The sequence below is a fragment of the Alphaproteobacteria bacterium genome, assembly GCA_041396705.1.
GTDB lineage: Bacteria > Pseudomonadota > Alphaproteobacteria > CALKHQ01 > CALKHQ01 > CALKHQ01.
Window position 1 is genome coordinate 311,826 of sequence record JAWKYB010000003.1, and the last position, 18,139, is coordinate 329,964.

The following is an 18,139-nucleotide window of genomic DNA, read 5'->3' on the forward strand; positions in this document are numbered from 1 at the left end:
GTCCGCAATGACCAGACGTCTCATCGCATCCGCCCTGCTGTCCCTGGCCGTCGCAACGACGGCGGTGCCGCCGATCGCCACCGCCCAGGACGACACCGCCGCCCTGGCCCTGAATGCGGTATCGACCGCCCCGACCACGCAGAACAGCTGGCGGCTGACGCTCGAATTCGGGCGTGCCGACCGTTCGGCGACGGCCAACGCGCGCTCGGTACGGGCGCCGAGCCTGGCCGTGCACGAGGTCGAGATCCTCGGCCCGGACGGCCGCGCCGCGCCGTTCATCGTCCATGCGGTCGGCAGCCCCGACGGCAACAAGCTGACGGTCATGGTCGAGTATTTCGGGCCGGCGCCGCTGGTCGACAGCGACCGCTATGCGCTGCGCATCGTCGGCGAGGACAGCGTCGCCGCCGACCGGGCCGAGGTCGCCTTCGACTCCCTGCCGCCGGCCCTGGTCAGCCCGGCCGGCGGCTGAGGCAGGCGCCGAACCCTACAGCGCTGGAGCGTCGTTCGGTCGCCTCCTGCCGCCGCGCGGCTGGCCTAACTGTGATGCGTGGCCGCGTCGCAACCAAGGTCCGAGGCATCATGTCCGTTCGGTCGCCGTCCCTCTCCAGGCGGGCGTTGCTCGGCGTCGGCGGCGCCGCCGATCGCGCTCGGCGCGGCGCGCGTCGGTCGCGTCCGGGCCGCGGAGCCCGCGCCGCTGGTGCTGCGGCCCGCGCCGGGGCTGCTGTCGATGGTTGCCGACGCGCCGGCGACGGCGATCTGGGGCTATGGCGGCACCGTGCCGGGACCGCTGCTGCGCCTGCGCCAGGGCGAGACGCTGGCCGTGCGGCTGGAGAACGGGCTCGACCAGCCGACCACGATCCACTGGCACGGCATCCGCATCGACAACCGGATGGACGGCGTCGCCGGAATGACCCAGGACGCGGTTCCCCCCGGCGAGGGCTTCGACTACCGCTTCACGGTGCCGGACGCCGGCACCTTCTGGTACCACCCGCACAACCGGTCGTGGGAACAGGTGGCGCGCGGGCTGTACGGCGTGCTGATCGTCGACGAGACCGAGCCGCCGCAGGCCGACCGCGACGTCCTGCTGGTGCTGGACGACTGGCGGGTCGGCCAGGACCTGCAGATCGACGAAGCCAGCTTCGGCTCGATGATGGACTGGAGCCACGCCGGCCGGCTGGGCAACCTCCTCACCGCCAACGGCCGCAACGAGGCCCGCGTCGCCGTGCGGTCGGGCGAACGGGTCCGCCTGCGGCTGGTCAATACCGCCAACGCCCGGGTGCTGGAACTCGCGCTGGCCGACCACAGCCCGGTCCTGATCGCCGTCGACGGCCAGCCGGTGACGCCGCGCCCGGCCGGCGGAACGCTGGCGCTCGCCCCCGGCCAGCGCGCCGACCTGATGGTCGACATGGCGCTCGCGCCCGGCGCGTCGGTTCCGCTCGAGGTCCGGGTCGGCGACCAGCGCCATCCGGCGGCCTGGTTCGACTACGAGGCCGGCACTGCCGTGCGCGACCACCCGCTCGACGCGCCGCTCGCCCTTGCCGTCAACGGCCAGCTGGCCGCACCCGATCCGTCCGCGGCCCTGGTCGTGCCGCTGGCGATCCAGGGCGGGGCGATGGGCCACATGCCCGACGGCACGCACCCCGGCGGACACATGAGCATGATGGGCAACGACGGCAGCGGCCTGGTCTGGGCGCTGAACGGGATCGCCGGCATGCCCGGCCGGCCGCTGTTCGACGTGCCGCGCGGCCGCCATGTCGTGATCGAGATGGTCAACGACACGGTCTGGCCGCACGCCATGCACCTGCACGGTCACCACATGCGCGTGCTGGCCGGCAGCGACATGGGCGGCAGCGACGCCTGGCGCGACACGGTGCTGATCGAAGCGGGGCAGAGCGCACGCGTCGGCCTCGTCGCCGACAACCCAGGCCAGTGGATGATCCACTGCCACATGCTGGAGCATCAGGCCGGCGGCATGGCGACCTGGTTCCGGGTCGGCGCCTGACCGCGCCGGCCGCCGCCGGCCCCGCGCGCTTCAGCCCGCCTTGCCCGCCGCCGTCGCGGCCGGCACCTCGACCAGCCGGCCGGAGCGCACGTCGTAGATGTAGCCGTAGACGGGGATCGACCGCGGCACCAGCGGGTGGTTGCGGATGCGCGCCACGTCGGCGACCACGCTTTCGGCCTGGTCCCCGATCGTCAGCCAGTCGACATAGGCCGCCTCGTGCGAGCCGGGGCCCTTGCCGGTGTCGTGCCAGCCAGGCGTCGATGTGGTCTCGGGCTGCTGGCCAGCGGCCCGCGCATGATCTCGTCGGTGAAGGTCTCCATCCCGCAGTCGCTGTGGTGGACGACGAACCACTCGCGGGTGCCGAGCAGCTTGTACGAGATCACCAGCGAGCGGATGGCGTCGTCGCTGGCGCGGCCGCCAGCGTTGCGGATCCCCATGTGCGTCTCGCCCTCGGCCAGGCCGGCGAACTTGGCCGGGTCCAGCCGGGCGTCCATGCAGGTCAGGATGCGCGAACCGCCACGCCGGCAGCAGCCCGCCCGCGCCCTTGTCGCCGAACGTCGCCGCATAGCGTGCGTTGGCATCAGTACTTCGTCGACGAGATCGCTCATCGGTTTCCCTCGCGTTTACGCTGCGCGGCCGCCTGTCGCGGTGGAGACAGGCCGCAGCCCGGTATCAGGCTCCTGGAGCAGGCGCGCAGCCAGCGCAGGTGAGGTGATGCCCACAGGGCATCGAAGTCAACAATGAGTCACGACAGTGATTGTGAAAAAACACAAACAACATTCTTGTTGAGCAGTACTGCATTCGGACGGCCGGCTGGCGGTCCGGCGGCGCGCGCATAGGCGAAGGTGAGGGCTCGGCGCACCGCACATGAAATCGGTCCACAGGATCGTACGAGTTGCCGGACCGCCGGTTCGATGAAACAGTCACCCAGTCGTCCAGACCCGCCTGAGATAAATCAAACAAGACAATCAAGGAGTTGTTCAATAGATCAGCGGGCTTTTCGGCGTCGCTCGCGGCGCTGGCCATCCTGCCTACATACCGGCCGTCGCCCAGGGCCGGGTGCCCTATGCGGTGTTCCGCTTCGCCACGGATCGCAGCGGTGGCTGATCGAGCCTTCGCCAACGGGCCGCAGGCCGGCTGCCGCGGTGCTGAAGCGCGGCGACCAGGTCCGCGCCGGGCTGCGCCTGACCCGCAGAGCGGCGACCTCGACGCGGTGATGGGCCTTCTCGCCAATGGCGAGCGCGTGCCGCTGCGGATCGCAGGGCTGAGCGCCGGCATTTCGGCGGTCACCGACCGGCGTGCGAGGTTCGCGGTACCGTTCGCACGGAGACCGGGCGAGGAGGAGGTCGAGACCAGCGCCGACGCCATCAGAGCCGGCCGGCGCGGTCGTCATCGGCGGCGCCGCGAGGACGCTGCTCGGAACGAAGCGTTCTTCCTCTGATGGTCGTCACGCTGGTGATTGCCGGTACCATCAACGATACAATCGCCGATATCATGGCACCGCGTGCCTGCGGCGACCGTCGCCATCGACAGCGAGGGCGGTGAAGGCGGCGACAGCGCGGACAGCGCGGCGGCGACGACGGCGAGAGCACGGGTGGAGACGATGGCGGCGGCGAGGGCGGTGGCGAGAAGGTGGCGGCAGCGAGGGCGGTGGCCCGGGCGGCCAGGCCGCGCCCTGCGGTCGCCACGTCCGTGTGCGTGACCGCATCCCGCCTGCCGGATGACACCGTGGACGTGAACCGTGGAATCGCCGATCCGCCGCGCCGAGCCGGGCGACGCGGCGGCCCACAACGAGCGGGGTCAACCTCGCCGGCGAGGGCATGCCGCACTACCTGTGGTGCAGATGGCGCAACCGGGCGAGGATGCCGAGGCGGTCGGCCGGCGCCGCCGAAGCGAAAGTGGCGCGACGAGATCTACGTCGTCGACGAGGTAAGTGGCGTGGTCGCCGGCCTGACCGGTTATGCGATCGCGGCGGTGCCGCCGCCGATCCCGACGACATGCCGGCGATGTTCCGCCCGCTGCAGGAGCTGGAGAACACTCGCGCCCGCCACCTGGTACGTCAACGTGCTGGCGACATTTCCGGCGCATCGCGGCAAGGGCTGGGGCAACCGGCTGCTCGACCTGGCCGAGGCGATCGCGGCGGCGCGCAGGCTTGCCGGCACCTCAACATCATCGTTGCCGACCGCAACGACGGCGCCCAGCGGCTCTACGGCCGGCGCGGCTATGTCGAGGCGGCGCGGCGGCCGATGGTGAAGCAGGGCTGGCAGAGCGCCAGCGACGCCTTCGTGCTGCTGAAGCGGCCGGCCTGAGGCCCGCGCTCAACCGGCGACGATCGCGGCCAGCTCGCGCCGGTGCTCGTGCATGCGCAGGAAGGCCTGGTAGCGCCGATCGAAGTGCGCGACCTGGTCGACCGCCAGCGGCTGCTGGCGGTGCGCACCATCGCCCGGGCCGCCGCGGCGGGCGACTGGTGCAGGCCGCAGCCGCTGGCCGCCAGGATGGCGGCGCCGAGCAGCACCCCGTCCTCCTGCTCGGGCAGCACCACCGTGCAGCCGGTGGCGCTGGCGTAGAGCTCGACCAGCAGCGGGTTGCGGGCATGGCCGCCGGTCAGGTGCAGGTGGTCGATGCGAAAGCCCTGGGCGTTCATCGCATCGATGATGTGGCGGGTGCCGTAGACGATGGCGAGGCAAGTGGCGAAATAGAGCCGGGCGAGCGCGTCGTCCGACGCATCCATGGTCAGACCGCTAACCACGCCGCGGGCGTGGGCGTCGGCCAGCGGCGAGCGGTTGCCGTGGAAGTCCGGCAGCACCATCAGCTCCGGGTCGAGCCCGAATCCGTCGGCCCGGCGCAGCGCCGCCACCCGCTCGATCAGCGCCCGGTGCGCCGCAGGCGTCGGCGTGCCGCCGTGCAGCTGGATGACGTGATCGAGCAGCGCGCCGGTGGCGCTCTGCCCGCCCTCGTTCACCCACATGCCCGGCACCACGGCGCCGAGATAGGGGCCCCAGACCCCCGGAATGAAACGCGGCTCCGGCGACAGCGCCATGTGGCAGGTCGAGGTGCCGGCGATCAGGCCGATGCGGTCGTCGACCGGGCCGCCGTCGGCGGCACCGATGGCGGCGCCGAGCACGCCGAGCACGCCGGCATGGGCGTCGATCAGCCCGGCCGCGACGACGCAGTCGCGGCCGAGACCGAGCGCTTCGGCCGCCGCGGCGCTCAGCCTGCCGATCGGCCGGCCGACCGGGGTGGCCCGCGCCGGCACGCCGGTGCGGGCGCGGCCGTCTTCCAGCCCGACCGCAGCCAGGAAATCGTCGGGCCAGGGTGCGTCCTCGTGGCCGAGATAGCCCCATTTGCAGGTCAGGGTGCAGGCGGAGCGGGCGGCGTCGCCGGTGCACTTCCAGGTGACGAAGTCGGCCAGGTCGAAGACATGGGCGGTGCGCGCCCAGGCCTGCGGCCGCTGCCGCTTCACCCACAGGCATTTCGGCACCTGCATCTCCGGCGACATCACGCCGCCGACATGGCGCAGCATGCGATGGCCGGTGGCCGTGCATTCCTCGGCCTCGGCGACGGCCCGGTGGTCGGCCCACTGGATCACGTTCCAGCGCGGATCGCCGTCGCCGGAAATGCACACCGGCGCGAAACCGCCGTCGAGGAATACCAGCGTGCAGGAGGTGGTGTCGACGCTGAGCCCGCGCACCGCGGCGGGCGCGATGCCGGCTTCGGCGACCGCGCGGCGCATCGTGGTGCAGATTGCCGCCCAGATCTCGTCCGACGACTGCTCGCGATGGTCCTTTTCCGGCCGGTTGACGGCGATGTCGGCCGTCGCGCGCGCCAGGATCGTGCCGTCCGCGGTGACGATGGCCGACCGTACGCTGGCGGTGCCGATATCGATGGCGGCGACGCAGGCGTCGCCGGAAGCAGGCGTGGTCATGCGCTCGTTCCCCGGCCGGCGAGCCGCAGGACGGCGGCCTCGGAGCCGCTTTGTGCTTGCATTGCCGGGCCGCTGTGGTCAACTCCCATCACCATTCTCGGGCTGCGACAGCCGGGCGAACCGGCGCGGCCAGCCACTGCGGCAATGACAGCGACCACGCTGAAGGGGGCGACCATGCTGAAGGGGAAGGCATGCTGAAGGGACTCGATCCGCTGCTGAATGCGGACCTGCTCCACACCCTGCGCGCCATGGGCCATGGCGACGACATCGCCATCGTCGACGGAAACTTCCCGGCGGCCACCATGGGCAGGCGTCTGATCCGAATGGACGGCCACAGCGCCACGCGCGTGCTCGACGCCGTGCTGTCGGTGATGCCGCTCGACACCTTCGTCGAAACCGCGGCCTGGCGGATGGAAGTGGTCGACGACCCCAGCGCCGTGCCGCCGATCTGCACCGAGTTCCAGGACTGCATCGATCGCGCGGAAGGCAAGGGCCGCTTTTCCCTCGGCTCGCTGGAGCGCTTCGCCTTCTACGAGCAGACCAGGGCGTGCTTCGCGGTGGTGGCGACCGGCGAATCCAGGCTCTATGGCAACATCATCCTGCGCATGGGCGTGATTCCGCCGAAGGAGTGAGCATGATCGCGCGACTTCGCCTCGCCCTGGTCGCCGCCGCCGCGGGCTTCGGCCTCGCCGGCTGCGACAGCCCGCCCCAGCTCGGCGTGCTGACGCCCTATGGCGAAGGCTATTCCGACGGCTGCGACAGCGGCTATGCCGATCTGGGCCTGGAGGCGTTCGACTACCAACGCGGCGGCGTGCTGGGCGGCGTGTTCGGCGGCGACTACGGCGCCGGCTGGGAAAAGGGCTACAGCGACTGCCAGGCGTTCATGCGCGCCGCGGCGCTGTGAGCGACATCACAGCACGCGCCGACAACGCCAGACCGCATATTCTTGTTGATTTGCAGAGCGATACGACAGGTTTCTGCGATCTGATCGGTGGCGGGGCGGCGCGTGGCGGTTGCCGGCGCGGTGTCGCGCGATCTGCCGGCGCGCGGCCTGCGTATCCCAGTGATCGGGTGCATTTCGGGCTTGCCGGGTCCCGGTTGCTGCAAGCGCCTGCGCCAGGCAGGCACCGGCAGGCCGAGCGAGGAAACACACCATGAACCGCGATGACGAAACCATCTCGACCGGCCGCCGCACGTTATTGGGCGGCATCGGTACGCTGACCCTGACCGCCGGCGCCGTCAGCCTGCTCGCCGCCTGCCAGAGCGGGCGGTCGGCGACGCCGGCCGCCGGCGCGGCGGTGGATGCCGAGACCGACAGTGCGACGCTGAATTTCGCGCTCGGCCTGGAGCACGAGGCGGTGGCGGCATATCAGTTCGCCCTCGACTCCGGTGTCCTGCGGCCGGAAGCGCAGGCGGTGGCGAGCCTGTTCCAGGGTCACCACCAGGGTCATCGCGATGCGCTGGCGGCGACCGTCGCCGGCCTCGGCGCGGTCCCGGTCGAGGCCAAGGCGATGGCCGACTACGCCGCCTCGCTGAACGTTGCATCGCTGGCGAGCCAGAACGACGTGCTCGCCTTCGCACGCACGCTGGAGCTGCAGGCGGCCAACGCCTATCTGGGCGCGATCCCCAGCCTGGGCGACCGCGAGCTGGCCAAGGTCGCCGCACGCCTCGCCGCCGACGAGACCATGCACTGGACCGTACTGGCGCAGGCGACCGGCGAGCCGCTGCCGACCGGGCCGCTGACATTCGGCGCCTGACGCCGCCCGCGTCCGGCATGGGCCGCCGAGCCGGCGCGCCGCCACCGCGAGGCGCTGGCGCCGCGCGGCCGCACTCACTGTCGCGTGACCCGGTGACGCCCCATTCGCGCTGTTCGCTGGCAGGCGATTCCACTAATGTTTCTGCCGCGAATCATCTCATGGAGCGGTCCCCATCTCACTCGCTTTGGACATCGTACGCCGTGGCGCCGGCGCGCTGGCCATGGCCGTCGGCATGTGGCTCGGCAGCGCCGATGCCCAGGTGTTCGACGGCCCGCGCGTGGCGCTGGTCATCGGCAACGGGGCGTATGAGAATGCCGGGGCGCTGAACAACCCGCGCAACGACGCGGTGTCGATTTCCGGCGCCCTGCGTTCGCTGGACTTCGCGGTGATCGAGCGGCTGGACGTCGACCGCGAGGGCATCTTCGATGCGCTGCGCGAGTTCAGCGCGGCGCTGACCCCGGGCAGCCTGGCGCTGTTCTACTATGCCGGCCACGGCGTGCAGGTCGACGGCAGCAACTACGTCATTCCGACCGACGCCCGGCTGACCGGCGACAGCGACCCGGACCTGGAGGCGGTGAATGCCAGCGACATCCTCGGCATCATGGAGGCGTCAGGCGCGCGGCTGAGCGTCATGGTGCTGGACGCCTGCCGCGACAATCCGTTCCCGGAGCTGGAGAACCGCGCCGACCGCGGCCTCGCCGTCATGGACGCCGGCTCGGCGCAGACGCTGATCGCCTATGCCACCGCGCCCGGCGCGGTCGCCGACGACGGCAACGGCGTGCACAGCCCCTATTCGCAGGCGCTGCTGCAGGTGATCCGCGAGCCAGGGCTGGAGATCGGCCTGGTGTTCCGCAAGGTGCGCCGGCTGGTACGGGAATCGACCGGCGGCGTGCAGATCCCGTGGGTGTCAGGCACGCTGGAGGACGAGTTCTTCCTGACCCCGCCGAATGCGCCGCCGGACGCCTCGACCTCCGACGTGCTGGCCTGGCAGTCGATCCAGCAGATCGGCGATCCGGCCCCGCGCGCCGACGCCCTGCGGCACTATCTCGAGCGCTTCCCCGACGGCCGCTTCGCTATGCTGGCGCTGCTGCAGTTGCGCGACCTGGGCGTCGCCGGCGCGCCGACAGCGACGGGCACCGGCCAGAGCCAGAGCCGGGCGCTGACCTCGGACCAGCTGATCGAGCGCGAGCAGACGCTGCCGGTCCTCGACCGGCAGCGCGTGCAGCAGGCGCTGAAGCTGGTCGACCTCTACTACGGCGACATCGACGGCATGTTCGGGCCGGGCACGCGCGAGGCGATTCGCCGGTTCCAGCTGCGCGTCGCGGCGTCGGCCACCGGCTACCTCACCGACGAGCAGTGGCTCGGGCTTTCGGTCGCCGCCGCCGACCAGGCGGCACAGCGGGCCTTCGAGGTCGCGACCGAGGCACGCGCGGCCCGGCAGCGGGCAATGGAGTTCGCCGCCGGCGGCGGCGCCATCACCGGCAACTTCTCCGATGGCGCCTATACCGGCGAGCCGCTGGCCGGGCAGGGCGTCTCCTACGGCGTGCTGGGCCTGTCGGCCGGCGACGTCTTTGCCGGCGAGTTCCAGAACGGGCGCGCGGTGATGGGGGTGTGGACCTTCGCCAGCGGTGACAGCTATTTCGGCACCCTGCTGGACGGCCTGCCGCACGGCTTCGGCGTCTACCAGTTCGCCTCCGGCGGCGAGATCGCCGGCCAATGGGCCGGCGGCGCCGTCGAGGGCTATGCCATCAGCAGCGACTACGAGGGCCGCAAGATTGCCGGCACCTGGCACGGCAACGTGCCCGACGGCTATGGCGTGGCGCAGATGCCGGACGGGGCGCTGGCCCGCGGGCTGTGGACCGGCGGCGAGCTGGCCCAGGCGTTCTAGCCGCGGCCGGCGCGCCGGCCCCGCTCAGCCGTCGGCGTCGCGGGCTGCCGCCAGCGCCTTGGCCTGCTCGACCCATTCCTCGCGCTCGATCCGCCCCTTGAAGGCGAGCTGGTCGTTGACACGGTCGATGTCGGCCGGGCTGAAGGCCGCGATCTGCGCGAAGCGGGTGATGCCGAGGGCATGCAGCTTCGCTTCCAGCACCTTGCCGATGCCCTTGATCCGGGTCAGCGGGTCGGGCTCGGCTGACGCAGCGTCCGACGCCGCCGCGCCAGCCGGGGGGCCTGCCGCCGGCGCCCGTTGCAGCCCTTCCAAGTGCCGGTATGCTTCGCGGCAGTTGGCCAGCTCGGCGCTCAGTTCCGAGACGCGCAGCTCGCGCTCGGCCATCCGTTCCCGAGTCGCCGCCAATTCGATCCGCAGCTGCTGCACCACCACGTCGGACGGGGCCGGCTGCCCTTCGGCCCGGGCCCGTTCCAGCTCCGACGCCAGCGCCGCGGCCTTCGCCTGCGCCGACTCCAGGTCCTCGCGCAGCACCATCAGCTGGGTCTCGCGCTCGGTGGCGCGGTCGCGCACCTCGCCCAGCTCGCCGCAACTGGTCGCGCTCGCGCTCCAGCACGGTGACCCGCGCCAGGGGGCGAGCTGGGCCTCGCTGCGCGAGCCCGCCGTCATCCGCAACCAAAGCCAGGCGATGGCGGCGCCGAGCACCAGCGCCGCGATCAGCCAGACCAGGATCTCACCGAACAGATAAACCAACGCCGTTCCCCCGCTACCGCTCCCCGGGCTCCACGATGAACTCGATCCGCCGGTTGCGCGCGCGCCCGGCCTCGGTCGCGTTGTCGGCGATCGGCACCAGGTCGCCGTAGCCGGCTGCGATCAGGCGGTCGGCGGCCACGCCGCGCGCGACCAGCGCATCGACCACCGCCCGGGCGCGCGCCTCGCTCAGGGCCAGGTTCTCCGCCGCGTCTCCGCTCGAGTCCGTATGGCCGCTGACCTCGATGTCGTTGTCCGGGCAGCGCAGCATGGTCGACGCCACCGTTTCCAGCAGCGCCGTGCTCGCCGGATCCAGGGTCGCACCGCCGTTGACGAAGCGCACGCTGCCGTCGCGGACCAGCCCGTTGAGCGCGGCCTGGCAGGCATCCGCGTCGATCGCATCGTCCGGCGTCGCCGCCACGGGCGCTCCGCCGAGCACGGCGATGTCGATCTCCACCGGAACGCCGGCGTCAGGGCCGAGCACGGACGCAAGAGCCGACCGCACCACGTCGGCAAGCGCCGGATCCGCCACCGTGCCGGACACGGTGAGGCCGGCGGCGGAATAGCGGATCTCGGCCTCCTGCATGCCCGCGGCCTGGCGGATCAGCGCGGCGGCCACGACCGCCCATTCCGGGTCCGCCAGCCCGGGCGCGATCGTCAGGCCGGCGGTATCGACCACGGCCGTGCCTTGGCGCTGGGCCAGGTCCGCCAGTTCGGCGCGGGTCGTCCTGTCCGGCACCACGCCGGTCAGCGTCAGCCGGTCCGGCGCGCGCGAGATCGCCAGGGCATAGTCCTGCGGCTGCAGCAGTTCCAGCGTCACGCTGGCGGGCCGGCCTTCGCGGTCGGCGAAGGCCGCGCCGATCGAATCGCGGGTCGCGGCGTCCGCGACCAGGCCTTCCAGGACGATGCCGTCGGCGGTCAACGCGGCGGTGCCGTCGACCAGCTGGGCGCCCTGTTCCACAAGCTGCAGGGCGATGTCGCGCCAGTCGGGCAGGGCGGTACCGCCGGCGATCGTCAGTTCCAGCGCGACGTCCTCGACCCGCGGCAGCGAATGGGCGAGGGCGGACAGCGCGTCAAGCGCGTCCTGGTCCGGCACCTCGCCGCGCAGCGTCAACGCGCCGTCGTGCATCGCCGCCATCAGGGGATAGTCGCGGGCGGGGGCGACCTCGACGGCGGAGACGACGCCGGCGACGCCGCGCAACCCCGCAACCAGCGTTGCCGCCCGCGCGCTCTCCGCCTCGTCCGGCGCCTCGCCGGACAGCACCACGGTCCGCCCGTCCATCGCCACCGCCGCCCAGTCGATGCCTTGGCCGCGCAACGCGCCCTGGCTGCGGCCGGACAGGTCGGCCTCGACGTCGCGGATCGCGGCGATCGGCGCGAATACCAGCAGCGCAATGGCCAGGGCGACCGCTATCATCAGGCCCGCGCGCATTCCCTCCGCCTTGCTCGGGCGGCCGTTGCCGCCGGGCCTGCAGGATAGCGGCTGCGGCGCGGGCACAGCAAGCATGCGCCGTCGCTCGGCCTCTCCGCCGGGACGCGTTCGCGGATGCATTATCGCGGAATGTTGCGCCCGCGGTCAGCGGCGCAAGATGGCTCCCCGGGACGGACTCGAACCGCCGACAAGGTGGTTAACAGCCACCTGCTCTACCAACTGAGCTACCGGGGACCGGAGTTTTCGACAGGCGGGCTTTTTCCGCGCTCGACCTGTCCGTGTCAAGAGCAAACTGGGCGGGCATGCCCAGCCGGGCGGACCGGACGGCAGGCCCGCCGGGCCGGATTCAGTACTGGACCGCCGCACCCTTGCGCCGCGCCATCGCCGCGCGGTCGGCCTCCGCCGCCACCGCGGACAGCGTCTCCGCCAGCGCGCGGTTGCCGTCGCGCTCGGCGCGCTGCGCCAGCGCCCAGTTCATGCTCGCCTCATGCTCCAACTGGCGGAGCAGTGCGACGTCGTCGATGTGTCGTGCGGCCTTCATTGTCGTCTGATCCCTGTTCCGGCGCCGCCGTGGCGGACCGTGCCTGACTCGTCTCGCGCCCGCCGGGGCGCCGCCTGGCCGGACAGTGGCATCGCGATGGTTAACGAACGGCTATCAAGTAAATTCAAACTACAGACATGCCATTGCGTGTCGACGACAGCAGACGTCGCGGATCCGCTCGTCCGTCGACACATACGCTAACCAGTTGTGATGATACATATTATTTCTGCCGGAGGTGCCCCGCCGCCGTGTGGGGGGACGTGCGGCGGGGCTGGCAGGTGTCAAGACGGCAACCGGAAAGTCGCACGATGTCTTAACGGTTTATTTATCACCATTTGTCGCGCGTTGCGCAATACTCATCTGACCGATATTAAACTTCTTTAACCACAATTTCGTGATCAATTTCCCAACAAATCGATGGACTTGCCGCCCGCCGCGGATGCCGCTACACAGCGCCGATGACGGCCCTCGATCCCGCCTCGTCCCCACACGCGCCGCGCCCGGTGCGGCGCAGCCTGATGCGCGGCCTGCGCCGCCGGTGCCCGGCCTGCGGCCGCGGCCGGCTGTTCGCCGGCTATCTGCGCGTGGCGGCGCAGTGCACCGAGTGCGGCGAGCCCTGCGGCCGGATCCGGGCCGACGACATCCCGGCCTACATGACCGTGCTGCTGGTCGGCCACATCGTCGTGCCCGCGCTGTTGCTGGTCTACCAGAACTTCAAGCCGGACATGTGGGCCAGCATGCTGTTCTGGCCGACGCTGACGCTCGGCCTGACGCTGGCGCTGCTGCCACGGATCAAGGGCGGGACCGTCGGCGTGATGTGGGCGCTGCGCCTGCGCGGCGACGAGCTCCAGTAACGCGCCGCCGCCGCCCGGCCCGGCGGCGGCTCAGGAAACATTAAGCCTTCGCCGGCAGACTGCGGGCCGTCCCCTCGAAACAGCCGCCCGCGGAGCGCTGTCATGCTGCTTGGAGAATCGCTGGTCGCCTACGGCTTCGTCAGCCAGCAGGACGTGGACCGCGCGATCGAGCGCCAGCGCGTGCAGGGCGGCCGGCTCGGCGAGAACCTGATCGCGTTGAACCTGATCAGCCGCGAGGTCCTCGACGCCGCTCTCAACGTGATCCCGATCGCGCCGAAGTCGATCGCGGAGACCGGGCTGTCGGAGACCGCGCTGCTGCGCCTCATGCTGAAGGCGATGCTGGTGGTCGGCGACAACACCGCCGCGCGCATCCGCAACACGATGAAGCTGCCCTACACGGTGGTGCGCGACCTGTTGCAGATCGCGGTCGAGCAGAAGCTGATCGAGGCGATGGGCGAGGAGTCCAGCGACGGCATCCGCCGAGGCGAGATGCGTTTCGCCACCACTCGCCTCGGTCGCGACTGGGCCACCGAGGCGCTGGCGCAAAGCCAGTATATCGGCGCGGCCCCGGTACCGCTCGAGGCCTATACCCGGCAGGTGATCGCGCAGCGGCTGTCCAACGAGCGTATCGACGCCAATCTGGTGCGCGAGTTCTTCGCCAACATCGTCGTGCCGGAATGGCTGATCCGCAAGCTCGGCCCGGCGGTCAACTCGGTGCACTCGATGCTGCTCTACGGCAGTCCCGGCAACGGCAAGACCACCATTGCCGAGCGGGTGGCGAAGATGTTCCAGAACATCATCTTCATTCCCCATGCCGTTGAAGTGGAAGGGCAAATCGTCAAACTGTTCGATCCGTCGGTGCACCGCGAGTTCGAGCCGGCGCGGTCGCGGTCGTCCGACGGCCAGCGCGTGTCCGAGGTCGCGCGCGACCGGGTCACCGACAGCTTGCGGCGCGAGGAACTGGACGCGCGCTACGCGCCCTGCTACCGCCCGATCGTGATGACCGGCGGCGAACTCACGCTGGAGATGCTCGACCTCAGCTACAGCGACGCCGGCTTCTACGAGGCGCCGCTGCACATGAAGGCGATCAACGGCACCTTCATCATCGACGATTTCGGCCGCCAGCTGGTCACGCCCGAGCAGCTGCTCAACCGCTGGATCGTGCCGCTGGAAAGCCGGGTCGACTATCTGAAGCTGCACACCGGCAAGAGCTTCCAGATCGCCTTCGACGCCTTCGTCATCTTCTCGACCAACCTGCACCCCAGCGACCTGATGGATCCGGCCTTCCTGCGCCGCATTCCGTACAAGATGAATATCCCCAGCCCGTCGATCGAGGTGCACAAGACGATCTTCCGCGCCGTCGCCAAGGCAAGCGGCCTCAGCCTCACCGACGAGATCTACAACATGATCTACGAGGAACTGCACATGAAGCGGGGCGTCCCGCTGGCGTCCTACCAGCCCAAGTTCATCGTCAACCAGGTCGTCGCCTCGTGCAAGTTCGAGGGCATCGCGCCGGAGTTCACCGTCGAGCGCATCACCGATGCGCTCAGCAACCTGTATGTCGACGAGAAGGACGAGGACGCCTACAAGACCAAGGCCAACGGCATCGCGCGCGCCATGGCGGCGGAATAGGGCGGCACGCGCGGCCCAATTGCCTCCCTCGGCGCCATTTGGCACACTTGCGCCGATTCAGCATCCCAGCAGGGGGACATGTCGTGCCGAAAGCCACTGGACCGTTGACCGCGCTCGCGTTGGCTGCGGGCGCCGCCACCACCGCCGCGGCCCAGCAGGGCTCGCCGCTCTCGGCGCAGTCGGTTGCCGACGCCTTCGGCGCCCTCGGCATCCAGACGCAGATCGGCACCGACGACTACGGCGATCCGTATGTCGAGCTGACGCCGGGCGGCGCGCTGCCGACCGACTTCGGCTATGTGCAGTTCTGGGAATGCGACCAGGCCGGGCTGTGCGACAGCATCCTGATGGTCGCCGGCTACCGGCCGCAGCGGCGCCCGGTGCACCTGGACAAGATCAACCAGTGGAACGTGGAGCACCGCTGGATCCGCGCCTATGTCGATAGCGAGAACTACGTGATCGTCGACATGGATCTCAGCGGCTACGGCGGCATCACCCCCGACGCGCTCAACACCCAGGTCACCCGCTTCGTCGGCAGCGTCGCGGACTTCGCCGCGTTCATCCAGCGCTAGCGCATACTGCGTCCCCTTGGACGCAAACAAGAGCCCGAACCTGTTGGAATCGATCGGCTTCGCTCCGGTCGGACGATCCCGTCCCGCCGGAGGTTGACCCAGGGCGCGCGCCGCGTCGCCGTCAGTTGGCCGTCCCCTCGCTGCCCTCGGCGCCGTCGACGTCGGCATCGCCGTCGTCATGGATGAACTGCACATACTGCACGTCGCCGGCCAGCAGGCTTTCGGCCGAGTAGTTGGCCCGACCGTAGGACCCGATCGCCACCCAGGGCGCGTTGTCGGCCAGGCTGAACGACGCCGGCATCGCATAGCTGTCGAGGAAGGTAATCCGCACCGTCGCCATCTGGCTGGTCTGGTCGATCTCCAGGAATTCGATGCGCAGGACCTTGCGAAAATCCACGGTCATCGACGCGCGATAGGCGGTGACATTCAGCGCGGCGACGTCCTTCACATAGAGGCCCTCGAACGGCAGCTCGCCGTCGACGGTGCCGATCACGCCGTCCGCCAGCGCGACCCCGCCGGTCGCAAGCCATGCCCCGATTGCCCAAGCCGCACCCGTCGCCCGCATCAGCGCATCCCCTCCATGGCTGGCCCGCGCCCGCTCGCTGCGCGCACGGGCTCGATTTCCCCACCTTCGCCCCATCCTGGCCGCAATGACATGACAGCAGATGTCGGACCATCGGGCGCGTTCGAATCGAGTGTGCTTGTTGGCAACATTCTGTGCAAGACGCACGCGCGGCACCGGTTATACCCGATGGCAACACTTGCCGAATTATAACTTTGCCAATAGTTTGGACCGGACTCGTTGCGCGTTGCGCGCGTTGCAGCACATCCAATCCCAACCGGGCCGGTCCAGGCCGCATGCTACCAGAGGGCGTTCGGGGAGTTGAGCAGTGATTGAAGTGCGAGAGATGCTGGGCCTGAGCCGGACCTACCTGCGCGGCGGTTGCGCGTTGGCCGGTCTTGCCGTCGGTCTGCTGGCGTCGTCGACGGCAATGGCGGAAGCGCCGGTGAGCGCGGCCGAACCGGTCGACGGGACGCAGGTGCAGGTGGACCAGGCGGCGCCGCAGGCGGCCGCTCCCGAAATTGTGACCGAAGCGGCCGACCCGACCGCGGCGGTCGAGGCCGATGCGCCGGAGCTGGCCGCGGACGGCCCGTCCGATCCGCTCGGCCAGGCGCTGCTGCAGTTGCTCGGGCCCGGTTCGGGGCACGAGGATTCCACCATCGCCGCGTTCTATGCCAGCCGCAACTATGCCCCGGTGTGGGTCGCGGCCGAGGGGCTGACCCCGGCCGGCGACGAGCTGTTCGCCACGCTGTCCGACGCCGCCAGCGACGGCCTGCACCAGGACGACTATCTGCACGACCCGATCTATTCGCGGCTTGACGTGGCGGCGCCGCAGACCCGGGCCGAGCTCGAGGTGCAGATGACCGACGCCTTCCTGCGCTACGGCACCGACCTGATGCAAGGCCGGTTCCGCCAGCGCGAGGCGACGTCCGCGATGCGCGACTTCACGCCAGACGCCGACCTGACCCAGCCGCTGCGCTATGCGGCGGATACCGGGCTGGTGGGCGATACGCTGCGCAGCCTGGCGCCGCCGCATGCCGAATATCACGCGCTGCGCGACGCGCTGGCCGGCTATCGCGCGATTGCCGCGGCCGGCGGCTGGCCGCAGGTGCCCGACACCGGCGCCAGCCTGGAGCCCGGCGCACGCGGCAGCGCGATCTCCGCCCTGCGCGCGCGGCTGGCCGCCACCGGCGACTATGTCGCGCCGGCCGAGGGCGTCAGCGACGACACCTATTACGACCGCCAGCTGGCCGATGCGGTCGAGGCATTCCAGGCGCGCCACGGGCTGCTGGAAGATGCGGTCGTCGGGCCGCGCACGCTGTCGGCGCTGAATGCGTCCGTCGACTACCGCATCCGCCAGATCGAGGCGTCGATGGAGCGCTGGCGCTGGTACCCGCGCGACCTCGGCGACAAGCATCTGTTCGTCAACGTGCCGGAGTTCATCGTGCGCGGGGTCGACGGCGATGCCGAGCCGCTGGTCATGCGCGTCGTGGTGGGCACCCAGCGCAACCAGACGCCGATCTTCAACGACACGATGGAGTACGCCCAGCTCAACCCGTACTGGAACGTGCCCCAGAGCATCGCCGACAACGAGTACCTGCCGGCGCTGCGCAACGATCCGTTCTACCTGCTGAACCAGAACATCCGCATCCTCTCGGGCGGACGCGAGATCAACCCGGTGCTGGTCGACTGGTCGTCGGTCTCCGGGCGCTTCCCCTATGCGCTGCGGCAGGAGCCGGGCGGCGGCAACGCCCTCGGCCGGATCAAGTTCATGTTCCCGAACGGTCACTCGGTCTACATGCACGACACGCCGTCGCGCAGCCTGTTCGAGCGCACCGCGCGGTCGTTCAGCCACGGCTGCATCCGCCTGCAGGATCCGATGCGGATGGCCGGCTTCGTATTCAACGGCCAGTACACGGAGGAAGAGGTCGAGGCGATGATCGCCAGCGGTCGCACCCGCGACGTGATCATGGACCATCCGATCCCGGTCTACATCGGCTACTTCACCGCCAGGGCGAACGAGTCCGGCACCGTCTCGTTCTTCGGCGACATCTACGAACGCGATACGGTGCTGATGCAGGCGATGAACGACGCGATGCCGGAGCCGCCGATGCAGGTGGCCGAGACGGCGAGCGAGCAGGGCCTGAACTGAGTTCGCAGCCGACCACGTGATTGTGCGAGAGGGGGAGCCGCGGCTCCCCCTTTTCGTTGCGGGCGCCGGCCTCCCCGG

Annotated in this window: 17 protein-coding genes, 1 tRNA gene and 1 pseudogene; 12 read left to right on the forward strand and 7 right to left on the reverse strand. The window is 70.4% G+C overall.

Going from position 1 to position 18,139, the window contains the following annotated elements; genetic code table 11:
- Positions 1 to 7 precede the first annotated feature (7 nt).
- Complete coding sequence (locus R3F55_04865) at positions 8 to 469, forward strand: hypothetical protein (protein ID MEZ5666760.1); 462 nt, start codon at positions 8 to 10, stop codon at positions 467 to 469.
- A gap of 228 nt (positions 470 to 697) precedes the next feature.
- The gene (locus R3F55_04870; protein MEZ5666761.1) at positions 698 to 2,002 is read left to right on the forward strand and encodes a multicopper oxidase family protein; all 1,305 of its coding nucleotides are present in this window, start codon (positions 698 to 700) and stop codon (positions 2,000 to 2,002) included.
- A gap of 30 nt (positions 2,003 to 2,032) precedes the next feature.
- Here the strand turns inward: R3F55_04870 and R3F55_04875 are convergent.
- A pseudogene (locus tag R3F55_04875) lies at positions 2,033 to 2,610 on the reverse strand (carbonic anhydrase).
- A 608-nt stretch (positions 2,611 to 3,218) separates the two neighbouring features.
- Between R3F55_04875 and R3F55_04880 the strand changes: the two are divergent.
- Both R3F55_04880 and R3F55_04885 read left to right on the forward strand, forming a co-directional pair.
- Entirely contained in the window at positions 3,219 to 3,443 is a 225-nt protein-coding gene (locus R3F55_04880) for a hypothetical protein (protein ID MEZ5666762.1), read from the forward strand.
- A gap of 556 nt (positions 3,444 to 3,999) precedes the next feature.
- On the forward strand, positions 4,000 to 4,311 hold the full coding sequence (locus R3F55_04885; protein ID MEZ5666763.1) for a hypothetical protein: 312 nt from the start codon (positions 4,000 to 4,002) through the stop codon (positions 4,309 to 4,311).
- Here R3F55_04885 and R3F55_04890 read toward each other — a convergent pair.
- Entirely contained in the window at positions 4,224 to 5,927 is a 1,704-nt protein-coding gene (locus R3F55_04890; protein ID MEZ5666764.1) for an FGGY-family carbohydrate kinase, read from the reverse strand. The genes R3F55_04885 and R3F55_04890 overlap by 88 nt on opposite strands.
- 191 nt (positions 5,928 to 6,118) lie before the next feature.
- Between R3F55_04890 and R3F55_04895 the strand changes: the two genes are divergently transcribed.
- The 4 genes from R3F55_04895 to R3F55_04910 all read left to right on the forward strand — a co-directional run bounded on the left by R3F55_04895 (position 6,119) and on the right by R3F55_04910 (position 9,572).
- Positions 6,119 to 6,559: an RbsD/FucU family protein gene (locus tag R3F55_04895; protein ID MEZ5666765.1), complete on the forward strand. Its 441-nt coding sequence runs from the start codon at positions 6,119 to 6,121 to the stop codon at positions 6,557 to 6,559.
- A gap of 2 nt (positions 6,560 to 6,561) precedes the next feature.
- Positions 6,562 to 6,831: a hypothetical protein gene (locus R3F55_04900; GenBank protein MEZ5666766.1), complete on the forward strand. Its 270-nt coding sequence runs from the start codon at positions 6,562 to 6,564 to the stop codon at positions 6,829 to 6,831.
- Between the two features lie 250 nt (positions 6,832 to 7,081).
- A complete protein-coding gene (locus R3F55_04905) occupies positions 7,082 to 7,684 on the forward strand; it encodes a ferritin-like domain-containing protein (GenBank protein ID MEZ5666767.1) in 603 nt (200 codons plus the stop codon).
- A 220-nt stretch (positions 7,685 to 7,904) separates the two neighbouring features.
- Positions 7,905 to 9,572: a caspase family protein gene (locus R3F55_04910; GenBank protein ID MEZ5666768.1), complete on the forward strand. Its 1,668-nt coding sequence runs from the start codon at positions 7,905 to 7,907 to the stop codon at positions 9,570 to 9,572.
- 24 nt (positions 9,573 to 9,596) lie between these two features.
- Here the strand turns inward: R3F55_04910 and R3F55_04915 are convergent, their stop codons facing one another.
- From R3F55_04915 to R3F55_04930, 4 genes are all read right to left on the reverse strand, one after another.
- Entirely contained in the window at positions 9,597 to 10,322 is a 726-nt protein-coding gene (locus R3F55_04915) for a hypothetical protein (protein ID MEZ5666769.1), read from the reverse strand.
- 13 nt (positions 10,323 to 10,335) lie between these two features.
- Positions 10,336 to 11,751 (reverse strand): OmpA family protein, encoded by a 1,416-nt coding sequence (locus R3F55_04920; protein MEZ5666770.1) that lies wholly within the window; start codon positions 11,749 to 11,751, stop codon positions 10,336 to 10,338.
- Positions 11,752 to 11,909: 158 nt separating this feature from the next.
- Positions 11,910 to 11,985 (reverse strand) — tRNA-Asn (locus R3F55_04925).
- A 112-nt stretch (positions 11,986 to 12,097) separates the two neighbouring features.
- The gene (locus R3F55_04930) at positions 12,098 to 12,292 is read right to left on the reverse strand and encodes a hypothetical protein (protein MEZ5666771.1); all 195 of its coding nucleotides are present in this window, start codon (positions 12,290 to 12,292) and stop codon (positions 12,098 to 12,100) included.
- 518 nt (positions 12,293 to 12,810) lie between these two features.
- On the opposite strand from R3F55_04930, the gene R3F55_04935 reads away from it, so the two are divergent.
- The 3 genes from R3F55_04935 (at position 12,811) to R3F55_04945 (ending at position 15,347) form a co-directional block, all read left to right on the forward strand.
- A complete protein-coding gene (locus R3F55_04935) occupies positions 12,811 to 13,146 on the forward strand; it encodes a DUF983 domain-containing protein (GenBank protein MEZ5666772.1) in 336 nt (111 codons plus the stop codon).
- Positions 13,147 to 13,248: 102 nt separating this feature from the next.
- Positions 13,249 to 14,778, forward strand: coding sequence for an AAA family ATPase (locus R3F55_04940; GenBank protein ID MEZ5666773.1), 1,530 nt, complete (start codon positions 13,249 to 13,251; stop codon positions 14,776 to 14,778).
- A gap of 83 nt (positions 14,779 to 14,861) precedes the next feature.
- Positions 14,862 to 15,347: a YbjN domain-containing protein gene (locus tag R3F55_04945; GenBank protein ID MEZ5666774.1), complete on the forward strand. Its 486-nt coding sequence runs from the start codon at positions 14,862 to 14,864 to the stop codon at positions 15,345 to 15,347.
- A gap of 121 nt (positions 15,348 to 15,468) precedes the next feature.
- Here the strand turns inward: R3F55_04945 and R3F55_04950 are convergent, their stop codons facing one another.
- Complete coding sequence (locus tag R3F55_04950) at positions 15,469 to 15,912, reverse strand: hypothetical protein (GenBank protein MEZ5666775.1); 444 nt, start codon at positions 15,910 to 15,912, stop codon at positions 15,469 to 15,471.
- A gap of 325 nt (positions 15,913 to 16,237) precedes the next feature.
- Between R3F55_04950 and R3F55_04955 the strand changes: the two genes are divergently transcribed.
- On the forward strand, positions 16,238 to 18,061 hold the full coding sequence (locus R3F55_04955) for a L,D-transpeptidase family protein (GenBank protein MEZ5666776.1): 1,824 nt from the start codon (positions 16,238 to 16,240) through the stop codon (positions 18,059 to 18,061).
- Positions 18,062 to 18,139: the final 78 nt, after the last annotated feature.

Excerpts from the sequence above, each read along its gene's own strand:
- R3F55_04865 (MEZ5666760.1), top strand. The coding sequence starts at position 8 with ATGACCAGACGTCTCATCGCATCCGCCCTGCTGTCCCTGGCCGTCGCA.
- R3F55_04880 (MEZ5666762.1), top strand. The coding sequence starts at position 3,219 with ATGGGCCTTCTCGCCAATGGCGAGCGCGTGCCGCTGCGGATCGCAGGG.
- R3F55_04885 (MEZ5666763.1), top strand. The coding sequence starts at position 4,000 with ATGCCGGCGATGTTCCGCCCGCTGCAGGAGCTGGAGAACACTCGCGCC.
- R3F55_04890 (MEZ5666764.1), bottom strand. The coding sequence starts at position 5,927 with ATGACCACGCCTGCTTCCGGCGACGCCTGCGTCGCCGCCATCGATATC.
- R3F55_04895 (MEZ5666765.1), top strand. The coding sequence starts at position 6,119 with ATGCTGAAGGGACTCGATCCGCTGCTGAATGCGGACCTGCTCCACACC.
- R3F55_04900 (MEZ5666766.1), top strand. The coding sequence starts at position 6,562 with ATGATCGCGCGACTTCGCCTCGCCCTGGTCGCCGCCGCCGCGGGCTTC.
- R3F55_04905 (MEZ5666767.1), top strand. The coding sequence starts at position 7,082 with ATGAACCGCGATGACGAAACCATCTCGACCGGCCGCCGCACGTTATTG.
- R3F55_04910 (MEZ5666768.1), top strand. The coding sequence starts at position 7,905 with ATGGCCGTCGGCATGTGGCTCGGCAGCGCCGATGCCCAGGTGTTCGAC.
- R3F55_04920 (MEZ5666770.1), bottom strand. The coding sequence starts at position 11,751 with ATGCGCGCGGGCCTGATGATAGCGGTCGCCCTGGCCATTGCGCTGCTG.
- R3F55_04930 (MEZ5666771.1), bottom strand. The coding sequence starts at position 12,292 with ATGAAGGCCGCACGACACATCGACGACGTCGCACTGCTCCGCCAGTTG.
- R3F55_04935 (MEZ5666772.1), top strand. The coding sequence starts at position 12,811 with ATGCGCGGCCTGCGCCGCCGGTGCCCGGCCTGCGGCCGCGGCCGGCTG.
- R3F55_04940 (MEZ5666773.1), top strand. The coding sequence starts at position 13,249 with ATGCTGCTTGGAGAATCGCTGGTCGCCTACGGCTTCGTCAGCCAGCAG.
- R3F55_04950 (MEZ5666775.1), bottom strand. The coding sequence starts at position 15,912 with ATGCGGGCGACGGGTGCGGCTTGGGCAATCGGGGCATGGCTTGCGACC.